This is a genomic window from Algoriphagus lacus, from assembly GCF_003583985.1.
Classification (GTDB): Bacteria; Bacteroidota; Bacteroidia; order Cytophagales; family Cyclobacteriaceae; genus Algoriphagus; species Algoriphagus lacus.
The window spans coordinates 106109-122339 of record NZ_QXML01000001.1 but is presented as its reverse complement, the minus strand read 5'-3'; the positions used below and the strand labels follow the sequence as shown (position 1 = coordinate 122339).

The following is a 16231-nucleotide window of genomic DNA, read 5'->3' as shown; positions in this document are numbered from 1 at the left end:
TGTTAGCAAAAAAAGTAAATAAAACCCAATTCACTGATTATGATCCTATACAATATCACTATAAACGTCACCTCTGACATTGAGCAGGACTTTGTTTCTTGGATGAAATCGGTCCATATCCCGGAAGTGCTTGAAACTGGCATTTTCCATGAACACAAGTTTTTCCGCTTGCTGCATGATTCCGATGACGGATCTACCAACTACTGCATTCAGTATTTTACTGACAGTATTGATCAAATGATGGAGTATGAGAAAAAGCATGCGGCACTTCTCCGAGCCAAAACTCAGGAGCGCTACAAGGATAAAGCGATTGCCTTCCGAACCCTTCTTGAAACGATCTGATCCATGCCAAACTACCTTAAACTGATCATCAGCCTTGCCTTACCACAACTTGCTGGAGGATTGGGTGCATTCTTTACAATTAGTTCGGTTCAGAGCTGGTACTTGACAATCAACCGTCCCACTTGGAATCCACCCAACTGGCTTTTTGGTCCAGTTTGGACTTCGCTCTATGTGCTGATGGGAATTGCCTGTTTCCTAATTTGGAAAAGCGAAAGTCCTTATAAAAAGCAATTGCTTACCCTGTATTTTGTACAGTTAGGATTGAATGCCCTTTGGTCACCGGCCTTCTTTGGGATGCAGTCTCCGATCCTGGGACTTGTTGTGATCGTTCCACTTTGGATTTCCATTTTGATGTGCATCTTTCAATTTCGAAAGGTTAGTCCGCTCGCTTCCGGCTTGCTGTTGCCCTATTTGGGGTGGGTTTCTTTTGCCACGGTGCTGAATGCGTCGATTTGGTGGTTGAATTAAAAGCAAAAACCCAGCTCAAATCCGAGCTGGGTTTTTCATTTTGAGATTTTTTAGATTTTACTCCTTCACACTGGTAGTCACTGCTGGAGCAGGTTTGGTCCAAGGCGTAATGTCGAGTTTTCTTGGAGTTGGGAGGATTTCATCAAGCGTATTTCCGTCATACACTCTGCCGTTTTTCACCACATGCGTGATGCTATTGGTGTTTCGGATATTCTCCAGTGGGTTTTTATCCATGATCACCAAGTCGGCAAGTTTTCCGGATTCAATACTTCCCAGCTCTTTGTCCAATCCTAAAGCTTCTGCTCCAAGAATTGTTGCGACTTTAATGGCATCGAGATTACTCATTCCTCCGCTGGCTACTGACCAAAGTTCCCAATGGTATCCCAAGCCTTGAAGCTGTCCATGCGAACCAACACCTGCCAGTCCACCCTGCTTCACAATTGAATTTACACCCTGGGCATGTTTTTGAAATACATGGTCCTCCGGCGCAAACCATCCACCCAGGCCGCCCACTCTTCTGCGTGCTTTGGAGTTCATTTCATCGTAAGGAGTGAAGCGATTCAACTTGGGATCATGAAGTGGACTTTCATTGATATAATAGAAATTTTCGGCCCAAGGACCGCCATACGCTACGAGTAAGGTAGGTGTATAGGCCATTTTGCTTTCTGCCACGGCACGGGTCACATCACCATAAAGCGGGTGAATTGGAATAGCGTGCTCATGTCCAGGATATCCGTCAAACAACTGAGTCATGTTCAGTTTGAAATCCAGTCCACCTTCAGTGGTTGGCATGAGTTGTTGCTCTTTGGCAGCCATAATCACCCATTGACGATGCTGTCGGTTACCCACCAAATACATTTTGATATACTGGGTATTGTAGTATTTGCTGTACTGCTTCAGGACATTCTTGGTTTGGTCCAGAGATTTCATATTGTACATCCAGAATCCGACACCTGGTCCGGTGGAGTACACCCTTGGTCCAGGAACCATCCCAGCCTCAACCATATCTCCGTAAGTTAGCACATCGGTGGTAGCTGTCTGAGGATCACGGGTTGTCGTAACGCCATACGCCAAGTTTGCTGCATAGATCCAAACCGAATTTTTGTGCAGTCCCCAAGTAGGCCACATGTGGGCATGGGTATCGATGAAGCCCGGAGTGATGGTTTTGCCTGAGACATCAATGACTTGAGCACTTCCTGCATCAAGAGTTCCGGTTTTCCCGACGGCTTTGATTTGGTTGTTTTCAATCAAAATGTCTCCATTTTCTATTACCTCTGACCCGTTCATGGTAATGATTCGGGCATTTTTCAGGAGAATGCTTCCTTTAGGAGTATCCTTGGCAAAGTAGACTTTCACCTGATGCTCAGTCGGCTTGTAGCTTTCTTTTTCCTTGAGTTGAGCTTTATAGGTGCTGTCGGCTTTTGCTTTTTCTTTATCAGTTTTGAAAAGCTCTTCGATTCGTTTCTTTTCAGCTTTTGCCAAAGAATCAGCCAGTTTTACTGCGTCTTCACCTTTTGCTTTTAGAGTGGCTACGCTGTCGGCATCGGCAAGCGTTTTTGCTTTTTTGGCAGATTTTACGGAGTCTTCCACAAACTCTGCCCTAGCGATATCATAAACCCAATGACCATTTCCCAATGACCAGTGTACTTTTTTGCCATCGGCTTCCCAAGCAGGCCATTCTCCTCCGATTTCAGTCAATTGACGGGATGGGAAATTGCTCGCACTTGGTTCGGCCACATTGATGGTAGGTACCTTTCCTGCAGTTGGAATCGTGACTACATAGACGTTGTTGTTGACTTGTGCCAAAGCTTTGTTCCCTACAGGAGCCATCAAAATGGTACTGGCACTTGCCGGCATCATCTGCGGTTCGCGGGAATTTGATCCTTCAGGAAGCATGCAGTAATTAACTGCATCGGCATTGGAAATCGGTTTTCCCATTACATATCGAACCGTGGAGGCTTCCTCCAGGCTGGCATGTTCATGGTCAGCATGTGGATCTGCAGCAGATCCAAATGGGGTAATCCCAGTGATTCTGGCGTAGATTTTTTCGTCAGTTCCATCCCACTTTACACTGAGTAAAGATCCTCCAGCACCATTTAGGAATATTCTTGTTGTGTCCCGGGTAAAATGAGGATTTCCATAATTTCCAGCATCCATTATTTTTCTGAATGATCCACCCGAAGACGGAATCCATACCAACTCTGCTTCCGCACCATTTACTCTGGGTCCTTCAGCCTCTTGAAGTAGACGATTGGATCCTTTATAGACCACGATTTTATTATTTGGACCCCAGACAGGACCTACATAAAAAGCAGATTCTGCGGTCAATTTAGTCACGCTGCCTCTGCCTGTAACGGAGGCTATGTAGAGATTTCCCCCGAGTTTTTCATCCCAAGTGGTGAATACAAGTTGTGTTCCGTCAGGACTCCAAGAAGGCATGGCCTCAGTAAAATCATGGGAAGTGACTCTTTTTGGAGTTCCGTTGGGATAGTCCATTACGTACAATCTGTTGAGTGCCGTGAAGGCTAGCTTTTTTCCGTCCGGAGAGGGTACAGCATCACGGATTTGGGTGGCAAGTTTGGCTGTTGTGTCCTTGATTTCATAATTGAAATAAAGACGAGGACCCATTGCCAGTTTCACATCCACCTCAAAAGGAATTTCCTGAGCCGGTGCTCCGTCTACAGAAAGTTTCCAGATTTTTCCTCCATAGGAAGCAATTACAAACTTACTGTCCGGAGTGAAAGCCATAGCTGGAAGGACACCTTGAGGGGCGATGGACTCTTGCTCATCCCGTTGGACTGGATAGGCGAGCCATTTTTCCTCTCCCGTTTTTAAGTTTCTAAGTACAAAGCCTGTTTTGTCTTCCCATCGGGATCCGTAGACCATCCAGTTTCCGTCTTTACTTAAGGTAGGAGTGAATGCCGATCCATATCGGGAGGTGATGCTGGTAATTTGGCCTTTCTCAAAATCATAGGTCCCGATTTGGTATTGAGGCAAAAGCGCATTGTAGTTCCAGGATCCTGTTCGCCAGGAGAAATAAACTTTCTTCCCATCTGGACTTACTACCGGGTCAATGGTTTTCATCGTTGCAGGATTCTCATTCAGCTGAATTCCTCCTCCACCGTCTTTATGATACATCCATAGCTTGGAGATTCTCCTTCCTTTGGAGACAATAATGTATTCTCCGTCAGGAGTCCATGCAGCGCCTGGCACATCGCCATTTTTATCTTTGGTGACCTGGACGGTATCTTTTTTCACCTGATCGATATACCAAAGATTGTCGCTGCCCGCACGGTCTGAGGTAAACAGGATTTTACTTCCGTCAGGGGAAAAACGCGGATGCGTTTCATAAGCCATTCCGGATGTAAATGGAGTAGCTTTTCCTCCTTCGATAGGCAAGGTGTAAATGTCACCTAGCAAATCAAAAGCTAACGTTTTTCCATCCGGACTCACGTCCAAACTCATCCAGGTTCCTTCCTGGGTGGTAAATTTGACCTCACGTTCTGCCTTTAATGGAAGATCTTTGAATTTTGGGTAGTCAATACTGTCTTTTTTCACACTGTCAGCAGAGGCCTTGACTTCCTTTTCCATGGGGAACAATGCCTCCCCGGATCGTGGAACCAAAGCCGCAAAACTGACCGATGCGCCTAAAGCCACCAGTAATGCGGGTTGGGTAAGTTTTTTCATCTGTTAATAATTTGTTGTTTTAAAATCAGAATGCCTGTCACAAACCTATCTATTTCCGGCAGGCATGTTTAGGGAGAATCAATTGAGACAGTTTGTCTTTTCGTTGTGCGTCCTTTGGGAAATGCTCCATCTCAAGTCCATTGGATTTGGGCATATAATCTACTGGGAATCTTTGGTCTTTTACAAATACAAACTATGTCCAAGGCTTAAATAGATCGTTTTCGGACATTTTCCCTTAGACTTCTTTGGCTAAGAAGAATGGAAAATCCCGATAAACAGAATTTATGCAGGGGTGGAATTAAGTTCCTCTTCTATCAATAAAATCAAATCTTCGATCGGAGGAAGGAGGCTTTCTAATCTGTTTTTGGTGGTGTAGGTACTATTTTTATGGAGCTGGATTAAGTGTAAAAACTCCTCCCTGTAAATAACCTTGGGATCAATCATTCTTCCCCGGATGGTTTTTTCTCCGTTTTCCAAAGGAACGATTACCCGGGTGGTCAATTGCTCCACCAAGGCACTTTCAACCGGGTCCAAATTGCTGAGGTTTTCAAAAATTTTCTCAGATCTCGGGATCAAAAACTCATAAATATCGGCCATTTTGGCCCGGATCGAGTCATTGGAGATTTTGTCGATTCCTCCCGATTTTATTGACCCATATGCCCCGGCATTGTATTGAAACAGAATATCAAACCTCAGATCAGCAAAGTATTTATTCAATGTGTCGAGATTTTCCTCCTTGTTTTCAATCATGGCCAAAAGCCGGTTTGCGGCTTCCTGCTTATGGCTAAGTCTGGGAATTTGGGATGAAAAGTAATTCCTGTCTTTTTCCAGGGTTGATTTTAGCTCTTTGAGCATTTTGATCTCGTATTGCCTGGTCTTTCGCAACTCATTCCAGGTGTTGATCTGGAGGGCAATTAATATCCCAATGACCACCAAAAAAATCTCTCCGACTGCATAGGCCAGGTATTGGGTTATACGGTGTTGGCCTAAAAGTTTTTGACGGATTTTTCTGAAAAGCGAAACCATAGTCCAACCGCTTTTCTAGCTAAGTACTTCAAAAACTGTAACAGGATTGGCCTTGTTTTTCAGCTTCATTTCCCCAAATGGATTGACTTTGAATCTGTCTTTGATCTGGTCGGCACTTTTGTCCAAAATCAGAATTTGACCTGGATTTGCCGCATTTTGAAGCCTGGAGGCCACATTCACAGTATCGCCGATCACAGTATAATCCAATCGTTTCAGTGATTTGGAGCCAATATTTCCCGAGACCATCTCTCCTGAATTAATCCCAATGGAGACTTGAGGTCTGAAATGTGTTATCGTCGAATACTCCGGGATTGCTTCCATTTTATCGCGGATTTCAATACAGGCTTTTACAGCACGGCCAAGGTGGTCTTCTCCCTGAAATACTGCCATCACTGCATCACCTATAAATTTATCCACGCTACCTTTTTGTTCGATGATTTCCCGTACCATCAGGTCAAAATACTCATTAAGCAGCCCAACAACAGTGTTGGGATTTTCGGTTTCGGAAATTTTGGTAAAGCCAACCAAGTCAATAAAGGCTGCAGTCGCATCAATGGTGACATTCTCCATCAGTGCTGACTCGATTTCTTTTCCACCCATGAAATTCAGCACCGTCTCATCGACGTACATTTTCAGGATGTTATTTTCCCGCATAGCTTGGAGGGTGCCTTTTACCTGATTGATGTAGCTGAGGGTTTTTTCGATGGTAATTTCCAAATCCTGGAAGTCCACCGGTTTGGTCACAAAGTCGAACGCTCCAAGGTTCATTGCTTTGCGGATGTTTTCCATGTCCCCATAGGCAGAAATGATGATCGTTTTGATCAGCGGATTTTTTTCTTTGGTATGGGATAGAAGCGTCAGGCCATCCATGACCGGCATATTGATATCGCTCAGTATCATATCCACATCGGGATGTTCATTGAGGGTGTCCAAAGCCAACTGCCCGTTTAGCGCAAAAAGCATTTCATATTCTCCGGCGCGGATTTTCTGACGATACTTTTGCCTAAAAAGCATCTCCAGATCCTCCTCATCATCTACTACCAGTATTTTCGCCATTTTATTTATTGGTTAGCAGTTCTGCTATTTCATTTTTTAGGGATTCAAAGTCTACGGGCTTGGTAAAAAATCCTTTTGCTCCTGACTTTATCGCTTTATTGTAATTTTCCCGATCCCCATAAGCCGAAATCATACTGACCTGGATGTGGGGAAATTTGGTTTTAATGTTTTCCAATAGTTCAAGTCCACTCATTCCAGGCATGTTGATGTCTGAAAACACATACACAACATCGGGTGAACCAAAACGTCCAAGCATTTCCAGAGCTTGTTCCCCTGAAAAAGCAAATTCTACTTCCAGGAGTTTGCTTTTGATTTCTCTCCGGAATTTTTGAAGGAACATGATTTCAACATCCTGTTCATCATCTACAATCAAAATTTTCATTCGAAAAAAAAGTTAAGTTGTTGATTTGGGCAATAAAATTTTAATCTCGGTATTTTCCTACCATTGATTAAATCACTATCTGTTCCTTATGAGATTTGGAAATATCTTGGGTGATACTTAATCCCAGTCTGGTTTTTTTCGGGTCGCTTTTTGGCAGAAAAAAGGCGTCATAAGTTTCTCTCAAATTTCTCCAGGCACTTATTGCCTATTGAATTCTACCTTAATCAAAACCTTGTCTCCAAGATGCTGAATCCGAAACCCTAATTTAGCTTTATATTCCAATCCTACAGCACTTATTTTGTTGAGAGTAGCATCAAAATGGGTTTTTGTCAAATTTGGCATCATTCGAATAAGATCCTCATTATTAAGATTTACCAAAGGCAGCATTATCTCCGAAAGGGATGGTTTTATAAGTTGACGCCTTAAGGACTCCGTTAAATGGGTTTGGCCATCGGGTCCAAAAAATTCAAATTAAAAAACTAAAACTGGTATGAATGAAAGGCTGTTTTTAAAGTCGAACTCAAGGCTTTGACAGAAAAATTTCCTCTTATTGATTTAAATGGAAAGTTTGAAAGTTAAGGAGGCAATTCTACTTACTTAGGAGTTGTTTTAGCAGATGAAACTAAAGTGTATTACCTATCCCTCTCCTTGCAGGGCGGCTATTTCCTTTTTCAAGGAATCAAAGTCCACAGGTTTGGTAAAGAAACCCTTTGCACCTGATTTCATCGCTTTGTTGTAGTTTTCAGTGTCTCCATATGCAGAAATCATACTCACCTGAATTTGGGGAAATCTTGATTTGACAATTTCCAGCATCTCCAAACCGCTCATGCCCGGCATGTTGATATCGGAAAAAACATAGACGACTTGTGGTGGATTTTCACTTCCAAGAACCTCAAGTGCTTCATTTCCGGAAAAAGCAAAAACCAGTTCCAATTGTCCACTTCTGATTTCTTTTCTGAGTTTTTGACGAAAAAGATCTTCTACGTCACGCTCATCGTCTACAATCAAGATTTTCATAGGTAAAAATTTAAGGATTTGATTTTGGTAATACAATGCTGAATCTGGTAAACTCTCCAACTTTAGACTCGATTTCCAATGTGCCCTCATGGGATTGGATGATGTCGTGCGTAATGCTGAGTCCCAGACCTGTTCCTTCGGTGCCCTTTTTTGTGGTAAAAAACGGCATCAAAAGTTTATCTCTGATGTCATCAGGTACTCCCGGGCCATTGTCCTCCACCTCGATGAGCACTTTATCTCCCAGATCTTGGGTCCTGATTTCAACTTTGGCTTTATACTCGCCTCCTTCTTTCACAATTTTTTCCCGCATTGCATCAAAGGCATTTTTGACCAAGTTCAAAATGACTCTACTAAAATCCTCAGAGTTAAGATTGATTTTGGCAAGCTGTTCCTCAAGCTTAAGTTGAATATCCACATTGATCGGATTGGGATTTGCTCTCATTCCATGAAAAGCAAGATTGGCGTATTCCCGGATCAGGCCATTTAGGTCTGTTGGTTCTTTGGTTCCTGTTCCACCTCTTGAATGAAGAAGCATGGACTTAACGATGCTGTCCGCGCGGGAGCCATGGTGCCTGATTTTACCCAGATTTGATTTGACATCCTCCAAAAGCTCCAGGATGTTTTCTTTCTCTGGGCAATCGGCAATTTTCGTCATCTCATCCTCAATCTCCTCGATGAAGTCAACACTGAGTTCGGAAAAGTTATTGACAAAGTTGAGTGGGTTTTTGATTTCGTGTGCTATCCCTGCAGTCAACTGTCCAAGCGAGGCAAGTTTTTCCTGTTGAATTAGCTGTTCCTGTGTGTCTTTCAAGTGATTTAGTGCTTCCTGAAGTTCCTCTTTTTGTTGGAGGATTTCTGAGGTTCGTTCTGCCACAAGCACTTCCAATTGATTTTTCTGTTCGGCAGTAGCTCTCAACTGCCGTTCCTGTTCTTTGGAAATGATACGTTCGATCTCAATTTCCTTCATTTGCTTTCGGTGATTCAGCCACATGGTCACCGCCCAGATGAGGGCAAAAAATCCTGCCGCATCCAAGTAATTTTCAATGTTTTCGTAGGTCGAAACACTGATTGTTTTAACCACATACTTTAAAAGTTGTACCCCTAAAATCGGAAGAGGAGTAATGGCCATGTTCTTTTGGACCTCGAGCTCCGGGGTATTCAAAATCAAGTAGATAATGGCACCTACCAATACAAATGAGATCAGTTCATAGAGAATCTGAGGAGGTAAATTGCTTATGCCCAATGCAATCAGTACTCCCGCGGTAATCATCCCCCATTTGAACAATTTTTGAATTTCCTCCGGCAGTGGTGTCGGCCCGGGGTTTTTCTTTAGGTAAAAGAGAAGAAAAAGGGATATGAGATTGATAAAAATCATTTCACAGGAATGGGTTTGAAACTGGGATTGATTCCTTTACGAGCAATCTAATCCCAATTTGATAAAATACTGAGGATAATTAAATAGGTATGGTGGTTTTGATAAGATTTAGTGAAGAAATTTTTTTCGGAAAGTCAAATCCTGCACTAATTGTTTGAACTGTCATGAATCGGTTTTGCAGAATTATTCATTAAATTAAAGATCTATAACCTGCATTAAATTTTGAGATAATCGAAATTAGTGAAACCCAGAATAACCATGAAGCCTACGAATACCCGAGATCCCGAGTATTACCACAAGGTGGTTGACTGCCAATATGCCTGTCCCGCCCACACTCCTGTGCCGGAATACATCCGGCTGATTGCCGCTGAGAAATACACTGAGGCCTATATGGTCAATTGGGAATCCAATGTGTTTCCCGGAGTACTTGGAAGAACCTGCGATCGTCCCTGTGAGCCAGCCTGCCGAAGGGTAAGGGTAGAGGAAGAGCCTGTTGCGATTTGTAGATTAAAGCGGGTTGCCGCAGACCAAAAGGGCGATGTCAAACAACTGATGCCGCAAGGGCCATTTCCGCCAAATGGGAAAAGGATTGCTTTGATTGGCGGTGGACCTGCTTCGCTCACGGTTGCCAGGGATTTGGCGCCATTGGGATACGAGATTCATCTTTTTGACGAACAGATTGCCGGTGGCGGGATGATGCGTAGTCAGATTCCTTCTTTTCGACTTCCCGAAACTGTTCTCAACGAAGAAGTGGGTTTCATCTTGGATATGGGCATACACACGCAGTTTTTAACTTATGTGAGCAGCCTAAGGGAAGTGCTTTCCCAAAACTATGATGCGGTCTTCGTGGGAACAGGCGCACCCAAAGGAAAGGATCTGACCAACTTGCCGGGAAGAAGCGAAGGAGCTGCTTCCATTCACATCGGAATCGAATGGCTGGCGAGTGTTGCCTTTGAGCACACTAAATCCATCTCCAAAAAAGTGATTGTACTCGGTGGAGGAAATACGGCTATGGACTGCTGCCGAACTGCCCGAAGATTGGGCGGTGAGGAAGTGAAAGTAGTGGTAAGAAGCCCATTCAGCGAAATGAAGGCCTCTCCTTGGGAAAAGGAAGATGCCATGCATGAGGACATTCAGATTTTTGACAATCACGTTCCCTTGAGTTTTGAAGTTGAGAACGGAAAACTCATAGGCATGAAATTCCAAAAAGTAAAAGCCGTTTATGATGAAAAAGGGAAAAGGCAACTGATTCCCACCGAAGAGCCGGATGTCTTTATCGAAGCGGATGAAGTCTTGGTTGCTATCGGCCAGCAAAACAGTTTTCCTTGGATAGAACGCGATTTGGGGCTGGAATTTGATCAATGGGAAATGCCCGTTGTGGATAGAACCACCTTCCAATCCACACTTCCAAAGGTATTTTTTGGCGGAGATGCTGCTTTTGGTCCGGAGAATGTCATTACAGCAGTGGCCCAAGGTCATCAGGCAGCCGTTTCCATTCATCTTTTTTGCCAAGGAAAAGATTTAATGGACAGACCTTCTCCCTACACCAATCTGGTCAGCCAAAAAATGGGCATCCATGAATGGAGCTATGACAGTCAGATTGCCGCTGATCACCGATATGCAGTTCCCCAAGCCAAAAAGTCCGTCACTCTGAAAGACAGGAAAAAAGAAGTGGAGTTGGGATTTGATGTGCCAACGGCCTATAAGGAAACCCAAAGATGCCTCAACTGTGATGTCCAGACGGTTTTTTCAGCTGATCGCTGCATCGAATGCGATGCCTGCATGGATGTTTGTCCGACCTCATGCATCAATTTTACAGAAAACGCAGAAGAGGATCAGTTAAGGTTGAACCTCTTGGTTCCTGCCGAAAACACTTCCCAAGACTTGCTTGTCTCTGAAAACCTCAAGACCGGAAGAGTGATGGTCAAAGATGAAGATGTCTGCCTCCATTGTGGACTTTGCGCGGAAAGATGCCCGACTTCCGCCTGGGACATGCAAAAGTACTTCTACAGCGTTACCAAAGCGTATCAGGTTCCTGCTCCATTTCCCTCCTTACAGAAATGAAAAAAAGTGTCAATGATTTTATCGTTCGTTTTGCAAATGTGAACGGAACTGGTTCGGCCAGTGCCAACTACTTGTTTGCAAAGACAATTTTCAGGATGGGTGTTCCTGTTACTCCCAAAAACATTTTCCCTTCCAATATCCAGGGTTTGCCGACTTGGTATGAAGTGCGGGTCAGCGAAAAAGGGTACTTGGGAAGGAGAGAAGGGATTGACTTGGTGGTCAGCGTGAATCCTCAAAGTATGGCCAAGGATGTGCAGAGTGTGAAGGATGGAGGTTACTTTATTTATGACAGCACCAAAAAATTAAACCCGGATTATTATCGTGAGGGTATTCACTATCTGGGAATTCCCATGATGGAGATGTCCAATCAGGCCTTTGACGATCCACGGAAAAGGCAGTTGCTGAAAAATATAATTTATGTAGGGGCCTTGGTCAAATTGCTGAATATGGATGAAGACACGATTCGTGATTTGATTTCTGAGCAGTTTGAAGGGAAAAAAGCACTGGTAGACGCTAATAACAAAGCCTTGAGTTTGGGAATCGAATTCGTTGAAAGCCACTTTGATTACCCGTTACCTTTTTCCTTGGAGAAAAGGAACCTGCTTGAAAATAAAATTCTTGTTGACGGGAATACATCTTGTGGTTTAGGGGCAGTTTTTGGAGGAGCCACAGTTATGGCTTGGTATCCCATCACCCCTTCCACTTCAGTGGCTGAGGCATTCGAACGGTATTGTAAGGAGTTTCGAAAGGAAAATAGTGGAGAGGCAAAATATGCCATCGTTCAGGCCGAGGATGAGTTGGCCGCGATAGGAATGGTGGTAGGAGCCAACTGGAATGGAGCCCGTGCATTTACTGCCACTTCAGGACCGGGGATTTCCCTGATGAGTGAATTTTTAGGACTGGCCTATTTTGCGGAAGTTCCTGCAGTATTGATCGATGTGCAGCGGGCAGGTCCGAGTACCGGAATGCCCACTAGAACTCAGCAATCAGATCTGATGGCAGCGGCTTTTGCCTCTCATGGGGATACCAAGCACGTTCTGCTTTTGCCAGCAACACCCAAAGAGTGCTTTGAAATGACCGCCGAGTCCTTTGATCTGGCGGAGCACTTGCAGACCCCGGTGATCCTGATGACAGACCTTGATTTGGGGATGAATGATCACGTCAGCGATCCTTTTGAATGGGACGAAAGAAGGACCTACAATCGGGGTAAAGTATTGACGGCCGAGCAACTGGAAAACATCGGGAAATTTGGCCGATACCTGGATGTGGACGGGGACGGAATACCTTACCGCACTTATCCGGGAACGCATCCCACAAAGGGATCTTTTTTCACCCGTGGGACATCCAAAGATGAATATGCCGCCTACACCGAAGATGGAGCAGCCTACAAAAGAAATATGGATCGACTCACCCGGAAGTGGGATACGGCCAAGAAACTGGTACCTGAGGCGGTGGTTTATCCATCCACCAATTCAAGTGATTTGGGGATCTTGTTTTTTGGGACTTCCACTTTTTCTTCCGAAGAAGCAAGGGACCTTTTAGCTGAAGAAGGAATTCTAGTGGATGCCATCCGGATCAAAGCTTTTCCTTTCGGGGAGGAGGTGGAGCAGTTTGTTCAGGCTCACCGCAGGGTTTTTGTCATCGAACAAAACAGGGATGCCCAGATGCGAAAAATGATGATCATGGAATTGGATTGTCATCCTCAAAAACTCGTTCCTGTCCTGAATTATGATGGGATGCCCATCACCGCCGATGCTATCAAGCATCAGATCACAACCTATTTAAAACAAGAAAACAGCGCAAGCCATGAGTTATCTAAAACCTCTGTTTAGTCATCCCAAGCTTCCAAAAAATAAAATCGGCTATACGCTCAAGGAGTACGAAGGCTCTTTGTCCACGCTGTGTGCGGGCTGTGGTCATGACAGTATCAGTGCTGCAATAGTTCGTGCCTGTTTTGAATTGTCCATCGAGCCTCATCGGGTAGCCAAAATTTCAGGAATTGGATGTTCTTCCAAGACTCCTACGTATTTCTTGGGAAATTCTCACGGCTTCAATTCTGTACACGGAAGGATGCCCTCCGTGGCAACAGGAGCCAATATGGCCAACAAAGAGATGGTCTATTTTGGTGTTTCAGGAGATGGTGATTCCGCCTCCATCGGAATGGGGCAATTTGTCCACGTCATCCGCAGAAACCTGAACATGGTCTATGTGGTGATGAACAATGGCTGTTATGGTCTGACTAAAGGGCAGGATTCCGCCACCGCAGATCAGGGATCTATCAGCAAATCAGGCCATGTGAATCCATTTCAGGCAATCGATCTTGCCAGTTTGGCGATTGAGCTGGGAGCATCCTTTGTTGCCCAAAGCTTCAGTGGAGACAAGCAGCAACTGATTCCATTGCTCAAGGCAGCCATTCAGCATCAGGGTTTTGCTTTCCTCAATGTGATCTCGCCCTGTGTCACATTCAACAATAATCCCGGCTCTACCAAATCTTATGATTATGTCCGTGAGCACATCGAAGCGACCTCTGTTTTGGATTTTGTTCCTCACCAAGAGGAGATCAAAACCCAATATGACGAAGGAAAATCTACCCGGGTAGAGCTTCATGACGGTTCGGAGATCCAACTCAATAAACTGAGCATGGATTGGAATCCTGAGGATAGAGTCTCAGTAGTGAGTGCCTTACAAAATGCGAGAGAAAAGCAGGAGATTTTGACAGGATTGCTCTACATCAATACCGAGTGGAAGGATTTGCACGGTACCTTGAATACCACAAAAACTCCGCTTAATAGGCTAAAAGAGGAGGAGCTATGTCCGGGCACTGAGGCATTGAATCAAATCAATATAGGATTCAGATAAAAAGGAAAAGGGGATAGCTACTATCCCCTTTTCCTTTTACAACCTAGACCAAAATCCCCGTCTGGATTTACCAGAACCGTTCGGTTTCAGGAACATTTTTCAGTGCATCCTTCATTTGATCATATCCCTTTTGAACGATTTCTTTCCATCGGGAATCGTCCAGCATCCCAATTCCTTTCAAATCCATTTCCAAATAAACAGCGACACCTGATTTGGACATTTCCTGTTTTTGCCGACTGTTGAGGGTAAGTGAATTGACCAAGATGGCGGTAATTCCCGGAAGGCGATATTGTTTTTTCCCGGTGATCATATCCCAGAGGATACGGGTGGCAGGAGGGGTTTCAGAGAAGCTGACCGGCTGCGATTTAAGCTGGGTAAGGGAGATTGCAATGATGTGCCTCACCGGATATTTATACATGGTTTCGATAGGCAAATTGTCCACCACTCCTCCGTCCACATGAAGCTGATTGTCAATCACGACTGGAGGATAAATTCCTGGAATAGCAATGCTTGCTTCGATTTGTTTCCAGGCCAGGCCCCTGTCATGCACTCTGGTGGAGGCATTGGAATAGTTGGTGGATACGCAATAGCTCCCTACCCAAAAGTCCTCCAAATGTGCATCTCCCATCATTTTTTTGAGGTAATTGCTCATTTTCTTTCCGGACATGATTGAGATCAACGGAATGGTAAAGTCATTGCTGGTAAGTTTGCTTTCTGCAGAATCTTTACTGTAGAAATCGATCATTTTTTGGTCAAAGTCGCAAAAGGATGCGGTAATCCCATAAAGCGCCCCTGCACTCGTTCCTCCCAAAAAATCAATTTCAAGTCCTTCGTCATACAGCGCCTTGACGACTCCGAGATGAGCAAAGCCTTTGGCTCCCCCTCCGCCTAGAACCAAACCGATGGCTTTATTGGAAAGAATGCGCGCAAAACGGCGGATATCAGGTCCGTGGTTTTTTCGGTAATGGATGTGAAGATCGATTTTGCGGTCTACAAACCAACGGCGGGTATTTTCCGGAAACTTAGCCTGCTCGGGATGTAGAAGCAAAAGGTAGATTTTCTTGTTGAGTATGTTTTGAGAGTATAGACTGAGATGCTTTTCGATCTCGTGTATTTCGCTGGAGGCATAAAAATCCGTGGCGATGATAATTAAGTCAGCATAAATGATGCATTGCCTGGACCAGGTTAGGTCGGCTTCACTGCAAACCAAAAAGTTCAGTCCCTCGTGTTGCTCCAGCGTATCGTACATCGTCTGAGTCTCCAGATTTGCATGGGATTCATGATCGAGAATTTGAATGCTGACTTGTAGAGATTCAAATTGAGCTTTGATCGGATCGGTGTAAACGGTAATATCACGATCTGCCTGTAGGTTGATAACGGCAATGTTTTTGGCTGAAGTTTCCAGATGTTGCTGCAGCACATTTCTTCTCAACCGTTTCACAATGAAACGGGCCAGTTTGCTTGAAAAAGAGGGGTGTTTGGCCACAATTGCCAGATATTGACTTTCCTTTAGTTCCAAAACGATGGACTTCCGGATTGCTACCACCGAAGCGGATCTTGGTTCGGCCATGAAGAGGGCGAATTCTCCAATTGGCTCGCCTTCACCGATGTCTCCGAGGGCATGCAAGGCTCCGTCATCCAACGTCGCCAAAGCACGGAATCTGCCGGAAAGTACGATGTATAGGGCATTGTCGAGATCTCCCTGATGAAACAGAAATTGGCCACTGTCCACTTCAAGGGTTTGGCCTGAATCCAGAATTTGTTCAATGAGTTCTTCTTCAAGTTCACCAAATAGGTTGAGAAGAATTTTCCGTCTGTGGGAAGGGTTAAAAAAGTGATTTTTCAAAGGAAATTAATCTTTTGGGTTACTATTAATTGACTTTACAGGATGTAAGCTTATTTACTCTACCAGTTGTCGATTATTTTGATTAACGAGCGGAGAGACCGAGGATCAA

General features: G+C 44.4%; 12 protein-coding genes. 5 read left to right on the top strand and 7 right to left on the bottom strand.

Going from position 1 to position 16231, the window contains the following annotated elements; translation table 11 throughout:
- Positions 1 to 39 precede the first annotated feature (39 nt).
- On the top strand, positions 40 to 342 hold the full coding sequence (locus D0X99_RS00430) for a DUF4286 family protein (protein ID WP_119475679.1): 303 nt from the start codon (positions 40 to 42) through the stop codon (positions 340 to 342).
- Positions 343 to 345: 3 nt separating this feature from the next.
- The gene (locus tag D0X99_RS00425; protein ID WP_119475678.1) at positions 346 to 810 is read left to right on the top strand and encodes a TspO/MBR family protein; all 465 of its coding nucleotides are present in this window, start codon (positions 346 to 348) and stop codon (positions 808 to 810) included.
- A 57-nt stretch (positions 811 to 867) separates the two neighbouring features.
- On the opposite strand, the gene D0X99_RS00420 is transcribed toward D0X99_RS00425, so the two are convergent.
- The 6 genes from D0X99_RS00420 to D0X99_RS00390 form a co-directional block, all read right to left on the bottom strand.
- Entirely contained in the window at positions 868 to 4497 is a 3630-nt protein-coding gene (locus tag D0X99_RS00420) for an amidohydrolase family protein (RefSeq protein WP_119475677.1), read from the bottom strand.
- 282 nt (positions 4498 to 4779) lie between these two features.
- A complete protein-coding gene (locus D0X99_RS00415) occupies positions 4780 to 5523 on the bottom strand; it encodes a DUF6090 family protein (protein ID WP_119475676.1) in 744 nt (247 codons plus the stop codon).
- 15 nt (positions 5524 to 5538) lie between these two features.
- Complete coding sequence (locus D0X99_RS00410; protein ID WP_119475675.1) at positions 5539 to 6579, bottom strand: adenylate/guanylate cyclase domain-containing protein; 1041 nt, start codon at positions 6577 to 6579, stop codon at positions 5539 to 5541.
- Between the two features lies 1 nt (position 6580).
- Positions 6581 to 6961, bottom strand: a complete 381-nt coding sequence (locus D0X99_RS00405; protein WP_119475674.1) for a response regulator — start codon at positions 6959 to 6961, stop codon at positions 6581 to 6583.
- 636 nt (positions 6962 to 7597) lie between these two features.
- On the bottom strand, positions 7598 to 7978 hold the full coding sequence (locus tag D0X99_RS00395) for a response regulator (RefSeq protein WP_119475672.1): 381 nt from the start codon (positions 7976 to 7978) through the stop codon (positions 7598 to 7600).
- A gap of 10 nt (positions 7979 to 7988) precedes the next feature.
- Positions 7989 to 9353, bottom strand: coding sequence for a sensor histidine kinase (locus D0X99_RS00390; protein ID WP_119475671.1), 1365 nt, complete (start codon positions 9351 to 9353; stop codon positions 7989 to 7991).
- 258 nt (positions 9354 to 9611) lie between these two features.
- Between D0X99_RS00390 and D0X99_RS00385 the strand changes: the two genes are divergently transcribed.
- From D0X99_RS00385 to D0X99_RS00375, 3 genes are read left to right on the top strand one after another with little or no spacing between them, the layout of a single operon-like run.
- Complete coding sequence (locus tag D0X99_RS00385) at positions 9612 to 11417, top strand: FAD-dependent oxidoreductase (protein WP_119475670.1); 1806 nt, start codon at positions 9612 to 9614, stop codon at positions 11415 to 11417.
- Positions 11414 to 13249, top strand: a complete 1836-nt coding sequence (locus D0X99_RS00380; RefSeq protein ID WP_119475669.1) for a 2-oxoacid:acceptor oxidoreductase subunit alpha — start codon at positions 11414 to 11416, stop codon at positions 13247 to 13249. The genes D0X99_RS00385 and D0X99_RS00380 overlap by 4 nt, the downstream gene beginning before the upstream one ends.
- Entirely contained in the window at positions 13224 to 14276 is a 1053-nt protein-coding gene (locus D0X99_RS00375; RefSeq protein WP_119475668.1) for a 2-oxoacid:ferredoxin oxidoreductase subunit beta, read from the top strand. Before D0X99_RS00380 ends, D0X99_RS00375 begins: the two co-directional genes overlap by 26 nt.
- 67 nt (positions 14277 to 14343) lie before the next feature.
- On the opposite strand, the gene D0X99_RS00370 is transcribed toward D0X99_RS00375, so the two are convergent.
- Positions 14344 to 16122 carry a patatin-like phospholipase family protein gene (locus tag D0X99_RS00370; protein WP_119475667.1) on the bottom strand — a complete coding sequence of 593 codons (1779 nt, stop codon included), beginning with the start codon at positions 16120 to 16122 and terminating at the stop codon, positions 14344 to 14346.
- Between the last annotated feature and the right edge of the window lie 109 nt (positions 16123 to 16231).

Excerpts from the sequence above, each read along its gene's own strand:
- D0X99_RS00430 (WP_119475679.1), top strand. The coding sequence starts at position 40 with ATGATCCTATACAATATCACTATAAACGTCACCTCTGACATTGAGCAG.
- D0X99_RS00425 (WP_119475678.1), top strand. The coding sequence starts at position 346 with ATGCCAAACTACCTTAAACTGATCATCAGCCTTGCCTTACCACAACTT.
- D0X99_RS00420 (WP_119475677.1), bottom strand. The coding sequence starts at position 4,497 with ATGAAAAAACTTACCCAACCCGCATTACTGGTGGCTTTAGGCGCATCG.
- D0X99_RS00415 (WP_119475676.1), bottom strand. The coding sequence starts at position 5,523 with ATGGTTTCGCTTTTCAGAAAAATCCGTCAAAAACTTTTAGGCCAACAC.
- D0X99_RS00410 (WP_119475675.1), bottom strand. The coding sequence starts at position 6,579 with ATGGCGAAAATACTGGTAGTAGATGATGAGGAGGATCTGGAGATGCTT.
- D0X99_RS00405 (WP_119475674.1), bottom strand. The coding sequence starts at position 6,961 with ATGAAAATTTTGATTGTAGATGATGAACAGGATGTTGAAATCATGTTC.
- D0X99_RS00395 (WP_119475672.1), bottom strand. The coding sequence starts at position 7,978 with ATGAAAATCTTGATTGTAGACGATGAGCGTGACGTAGAAGATCTTTTT.
- D0X99_RS00390 (WP_119475671.1), bottom strand. The coding sequence starts at position 9,353 with ATGATTTTTATCAATCTCATATCCCTTTTTCTTCTCTTTTACCTAAAG.
- D0X99_RS00385 (WP_119475670.1), top strand. The coding sequence starts at position 9,612 with ATGAAGCCTACGAATACCCGAGATCCCGAGTATTACCACAAGGTGGTT.
- D0X99_RS00380 (WP_119475669.1), top strand. The coding sequence starts at position 11,414 with ATGAAAAAAAGTGTCAATGATTTTATCGTTCGTTTTGCAAATGTGAAC.
- D0X99_RS00375 (WP_119475668.1), top strand. The coding sequence starts at position 13,224 with ATGAGTTATCTAAAACCTCTGTTTAGTCATCCCAAGCTTCCAAAAAAT.